The 6,397-nt window shown below is 33.9% G+C and carries 5 protein-coding genes; all 5 read right to left on the bottom strand.

Translation table 11 applies throughout. The features are described from left to right. A partial coding sequence (locus tag GMD4S_RS06605) for a DUF2130 domain-containing protein (protein ID WP_001002598.1) occupies positions 1-574 on the bottom strand: 574 nt, incomplete at its 3' end. A gap of 66 nt (positions 575-640) precedes the next feature. Further along, entirely contained in the window at positions 641-2,773 is a 2,133-nt protein-coding gene (locus tag GMD4S_RS06600; protein ID WP_000789573.1) for a DEAD/DEAH box helicase, read from the bottom strand. Next, positions 2,770-3,675 (bottom strand): HamA C-terminal domain-containing protein, encoded by a 906-nt coding sequence (locus GMD4S_RS06595; protein WP_000017579.1) that lies wholly within the window; start codon positions 3,673-3,675, stop codon positions 2,770-2,772. Before GMD4S_RS06595 ends, GMD4S_RS06600 begins: the two co-directional genes overlap by 4 nt. 515 nt (positions 3,676-4,190) lie before the next feature. After that, entirely contained in the window at positions 4,191-5,471 is a 1,281-nt protein-coding gene (locus GMD4S_RS06590) for an O-acetylhomoserine aminocarboxypropyltransferase/cysteine synthase family protein (protein ID WP_000196304.1), read from the bottom strand. A gap of 150 nt (positions 5,472-5,621) precedes the next feature. Next, on the bottom strand, positions 5,622-6,397 hold a 776-nt coding region (locus tag GMD4S_RS06585; protein ID WP_000585779.1), incomplete at its 5' end, for a formate/nitrite transporter family protein.

The following is a 6,397-nucleotide window of genomic DNA, read 5'->3' as shown; positions in this document are numbered from 1 at the left end:
TCTCTGCATACTGTTCCAAACTTTCCCCGATAGCTTTTGTGGATTGTTGGGCTTTGAAATTCTTATAGAACTCGACCTGTTCACTAGCTGCCTTGAGCTGAGCTTCGTAATTTTGCTTAACAGAAGCCAAAGATAACTCATTTTCCTTTTCCTGCAAGAGGAGCTGGTTTTTGACCTGATCACGCTCTCTTTCTAAATCAGAGAGAGTCTTTTGCAGTTGGTTTTCATGCTCTAAACGCAAGGTCGCCAATTGGTTTTCCAAGGCCTGCACTTCCTTGTCCTTTGCTAATAAGGCCTGATGACTTGTCTGTTCAACCTCTTTCTTAGCCAACTCTTGCTCTGTATCAAAGTTTTGGATTTGACTCTGCAGTTGCGCGATTTCTTGGTCTTTTTGAGCTAGTTTAATCTGTTGCTCATTCATAGCCTTTTGCTCAGCCAAGGCTAGCTCCTGCTTCATGCGATCGTGCAGTTCCTTATCAAATTCTGCCGTTCTCACTTGAGACAAGAGTTCGGCATACTGACTCTCATTTACTGTAAAGACTTCCCCACAGTTGGGGCATTTGATTTCGTTCATAGGGGGTACCTCGTGTTATTCAAAATAAAATATACCTAATCTACTTCTTTAGGGTCTTTTTCATATCTACCGTATTGCTTCTTCTAATAAATTTGCTTCATAAGGAATCAAATTCCTAATTATAAGAGATAAATTTCTTCTTAGATATTGTATTATATGAGAATCTTCAATAAGATTATCAGGTATATTTCTAATTTTTTTTACAGCTGAGCTTGGTACACCATAATCAATTAAAAATTGTAATCTTTCATCAATCTGTTCATTCTCTAATAAAGAGGCAAATACAGAATAGTCCCCAGCAGGCAAACCTAATTTATCGAATACATGTCTTTGTATAGAATCAATCACAGATAAAATTTTAGGTATTTCGTACCCAGCTTCTGTTTTTTGAAATTTCAAAACAAAATCAATGGCACTATTTAAAGGATCTTTTCTTTTTTCAGACAAATAGTATTTATACTGTTCTTCAATAACTTTTCTTAATGATAGATTGACAAATTTAAGCGACATTACAGCTCTACTTTGTACAAAACCGATTCTATCATTTGATTTCAAAAATTTATATCCTAAGTAAAGAGTTTGCCATAATTTATCATAACTAGGTATACCATCCCACCTTAAATAATCTATTCCACCAGTTTTTTGCTCTTTTTCTATAAAGCGATACAAAGACTTCTGACCTTCTACTGAAATAAGATTATTCTTAATAATTTCTAAGATTTCATTATCTAAACCATCTTCTAATCTCTGTTTTCGTTCAATATCTTTCACTTCGTTACTTGAAATATTAATTAAAATTTCATCTGACACAGGATTCTGATCAACACTAGGTACATCAATAGTGAGATGTTCATCTGCAATTTCATCAATAAACACATAAACATTTCCAGTGAAATGTTCATTCATTCTACCAGCCCGACCACGTATATTTGCAAAATCAAAAAAGTCAATTTTATTATCACCTTTATGTTGACTATATACAAACATATTTTTCGCAACTGTGTTCACGCCTTCAATCAATGAAACCGTTGCAAAAAGTACTTTAATTTTCTTTTTATTAAATAAATCAATTTCTGAAGTTACTACATGCCTTGGGAGTGCTCCGTTGTGTGCCCCTACACCATGTTCTAACATTTCTTTTAATTGCCAATTAGGAGATATATTATTATCAATCCATTCAAATATATCTAATTTTTTATTTTCAGTCTCAATCTTATTCTTGCGTAAATAGTCTACATATTCTTTGGCAAGTTTATAGGCTTCATTCGGAGATTTTACATATACAATACTTGATTCTTCTTGTTTATATAGCATTTTAAATAATTTATTTTTTTTAGAGTTACCAGATAATAAATTATTATTTCTATTCCTAACCTCGATGACATTAGTATTTACTAAAGCATAATCTGTTTTAAAAAAAGCAACTTTATACCTTTCTCGGAAAGCCTCCGATAAAGAATCTACAGTAGGAGTTAAGAACATTGCTTGGGTATTATGTTTCATAACTCTTAATAACGCAACATTCAAAGAATCAATTCTACTATCATTTAGACGATTACAAATTTTATAAAATTCATCAATGACAAAAAAATCTATATTGGGAAGATTTGGAAATTCTAACACTCGTTCAGCTGTTAAAATAAAAATATTTTTCTCAAGAACTATTTGACGAGTATTAATTATTAAATTATAATCTCCTTTATACTTTGATAGTTTTTTTCTTGTTTCATCAATTAATGCAAGAGTTGGTTGTATAATTAAGATATTACAGAATTGTTTTCTTGCTACAATCTCTTCGATAAGTAAGCTTTTTCCAAAACTAGTTGGCGCGCTTACAGCTATATTATTTCCATTGGATAAAGCTATTTCTATTTCTTTTTGCTGTTGATGAAAATATATATTTGGAAGATAATCAGATTTAAAAAATTCTGTTTTTATTTGATCCTGAAGTGACAGAGTTAATTGCTCTTCTTGACAAACTTTTTCAATATAATACGGATAAAATCCTGCTCTTCCAATCAAATCAATCCACATTTCTTTTGCGTTATTATTTACATTTTCCCAAATATCTAAGATATGAATTATTACTTTTCTAGCATCAGATGTATCAATAATACTAGAAATATATTTAATAAGTTCAAAATTTTCTTCATAATTTTTTAACTCAGAATATTTTAGAATTTCTTTAATATTTTTCATCCTTGCTGCGCCCCTTTTAATTTTAAATGTAGATCTTTGACAAATTCTTTTTTGTTGTCAATGGGAAATAAAAATAAAAAAATATTTAAATGCTCATTCCACGGATGCTCTTCTATTTTTTTTAACGCTTTTTTTTCTAAAATATTAATCTCTGATTCTAATTTTTTCTTAAATGACTCTTCATCTTCAAACTCTTGCAATGACTTGCTATCAAATCCAGCAAATAATGCAATATTGATATTAGCAAGTTTATCTAAAACTTTTGTTTGGGGATTAATTAATTTTTTCATAAAATCATCAAGTTCTATGTCGCTATCATGAACACGATTTTCTATAATAACAAACTCAGAATCAAAAAATGATATTCTAAAATGTTCTTCTAAATCTTTCATCAAAGCATCAATAGCAGAACTAGATTCAGAATATAATTTAGATTCTCCAATCCACAAGATTTGATTATCAGAATCTACGTGAACTGCATCAAAACCATGCGCTGGTAGCCCCATGCTATCCTTGAAATAGATTTTTGAAATTAAAGCATCAGCATTAAAATATTCATGTAGCAGATGATATAAAAGCAATTCTCCAAACTCACCACGCTTAAGATACTTATCCTCTACTAAATCTGATTCAAGATAGTACCTACTAGCTTCTTGTAATTCTGGTATATTATACATTTTTCTCAATGCTTCCCTCTGAACTTTAGAAATATCCTGAGGTTCTTTGATTCTCTTCATTACATTATGTGATCCGAAAGCAAAAGAAGCAATGTCGTCAAACAATTCGTCATAAAACTTCTTTTTTACTTGTGAAATCTTGCCAAAATCATCTAAATCAAATCCGATATAAAATGTATGAACATTATTACTAATTTCTTTATGTTCAGAATGGCAATGGCTCATTTAGAATTTCTCCTTTTATTTATAATTATTTTTTTCAAAATCAAACTTTACTTTTTAACAATTTCACATAATCACTCTTAACACAACACCATTAAGTGATAAAACGGGAAACTTTCCAACCATTCTAAGTTCTTAAAAATTTTTCATTTTATTTGAAACTAATTGATTTAACTGAATCTTATAAGTCAAATTCAGGACTAATTTCTTCTACATCTATAATTTAATTCTGATTAGCTCCATTTGATTATTATTACTATTCCTGAATCAAACGTCCATCCCCTAAACCTTCTTGAGTTGAAAAAGAAAGTTAATTTTTAGAGACAAGTAGTTTCCTTGCCTTTCTTAATGATTCTATGTTCGTCTTAAAGTTTACTTAATATTCTCTAACAATCTCATAACAATAATACTAATCATATTTTAAACTATTATAGCAAAATAAACTATATAAGACTAGATAGTACTAGCCTTATATAGTTTATTTAATAATTAGTTACGAATTATTTATCTGTCTTACTTTATACTTTTTCCAAGGCTAAACGCAAATCTTCAATCAAATCCTCTACATTTTCAAGACCGATAGACAAGCGGATTTGGTTTGGTGTGACACCTGCTGCTTCTAGATCTTTTTCTGACAACTGACCGTGAGTGGTTGTCGCAGGATGGACAACAAGAGATTTGGCATCTGCAACGTTTGCAAGGTCAGAGAAGATTTCCAAATTATCAATGACCTTGCGTGCTTCTGTCTCTCCACCTTTGACATGGAAGGTAAAGATTGAACCAACACCTTTTGGCAAATATTTCTCAGCCAAGGCATGATATGGACTGTCAGCAAGTTTTGGATAGTTGACTTTTTCTACCTTAGGATGGTTGACAAGGAAATCAACAATTTTCTCTGCATTTTGCACATGACGTTCAACACGAAGAGAGAGAGTTTCAAGCCCTTGGAGCAAGAGAAAGGCATTAAATGGTGACAAGGCAGCACCTGTATCACGAAGCAATTGAACACGAACAGCGATAATAAAGGCTGCAGCACCCACGTCACGAGTATAGCTCAAGTTATGGTAGCTTGGGTCTTCCTCAACAAATTGAGGGAACTTCCCTGAAGCTGCCCAGTCAAAACGACCGCTATCGACAATCACTCCTCCAATAGTCGTACCATGTCCACCGATAAACTTAGTCGCTGAGTGGACTGAAATATCGACACCGTGAGAGAAAACGTTAATCAAATATGGTGTGGCAAAAGTATTGTCAGAAACGAGAGGAATCTGGTGTTTATGCGCAATCTCAGCCAATTTTTCCAAGTCAGGAATGTTAATCAAGGGATTCCCTAAGGTTTCAATCAAGACAAGTTTGGTATTGTCACCGATAGCTGCTTCTACTTCCTCCAAATTATCCACATCGACAAAGGTGGTTGTGATTCCATAACGAGGAAGGGTTTCTTTCAAGAGATTGAAAGTCCCACCGTAAATAGTTGACGCAGCCACCACATGGTCACCCGCATGAGCAAGGGCAAGAATTGTATAAGTAAGTGCAGCCATACCAGATGCTGTCGCTAGTGCTCCAACACCACCTTCAAGAGCAGCGATTCTTTCCTCAAAGGCTGCTGTTGTAGGATTTGTGATACGAGTATAGATATTGCCTGGTTTTCTCAAAGCAAACAAATCTGCACCCTCCTGCGTGTCATCAAAAACGAAGGATGTTGTTTGATAAATCGGTACTGCACGAGACTTGGTCGCTGGATCAACGACTTGCCCTGCATGCAATTGTAGGGTTTCAAATTTAAAATCACGAGTCATAAGACGACCTCCAAATAGCTTCATTAGGTATATTGTATCATCTTGGGTTAGCCTTTTCCAATACAGTTTTTCTATATTTTGATATAAGGAACAACTATGACTAGTCATACACATCAAACAAAAAAGCACGATTAACTCGTGCTCATTTCTTTAATCGACATAAGTATCTTCGTTTTTATTGAGGAAGGCGTATGGTAAGCCCATCAAGAGACCTCCTCCGATAAAGTTTCCGACAAAGGTTATACCCCAGTGACGAAGGATGTTCGGAATGTCAAAGTTTGCGATAGAATCAGCTGCAACACTAAACTTAACAATCGCAAAAGAAGCAAAGTTCGCAGCAATGTGTTCGTTTGTTAAGAATACAAACATGTAAATCGCTGATAAGACAAGCCAAAGTTTGGCGCCACCGTCTTTCACCAAAACGAATGAAAGAATGGCAATGTTTACAAAGATATTGGCTAAAATACCTTCAAGCAAGACTAGCTCATTGGAACGACCTAACTTCATCTCAACACCCCCTGAAATGAAGCTATCATGTGTTAGATTTGCATAGGCTGCTGAGTGGGCAAAGCCCCAACCTGCTATCAAAGCTCCGATAAGGTTGAATAAGGTACAGTATAGTAAAATCTCAGCTGTTTTTCTCCATGAGATTTTTTTCAAGAAACTACCAGCTGTCAAAAACATCATATTTGAAGTTACTAGCTCAGCATTCAAGAAAACAATGTAGGCCAATCCCCAAGCAAAAACGAATGGGAAGAGGAAGCGTCCACTGCCTGGTGCGATCTTATTAATCAAGTCAGCCCCAACTGCACCCGCAGCCGTACTAAATGTTAGAAAAGCACCTGCAAACATGGAACGAATCGCATACTTAAACTTACTTTGGCTATAAAGACTTTCTTTCTTCTTACAAGCAAATTCAATCTTTG

This window comes from Streptococcus sp. GMD4S, assembly GCF_000296955.1.
Note: the sequence above shows the minus strand (reverse complement) of the source record. Positions and strands in the feature narration are given on the sequence as shown.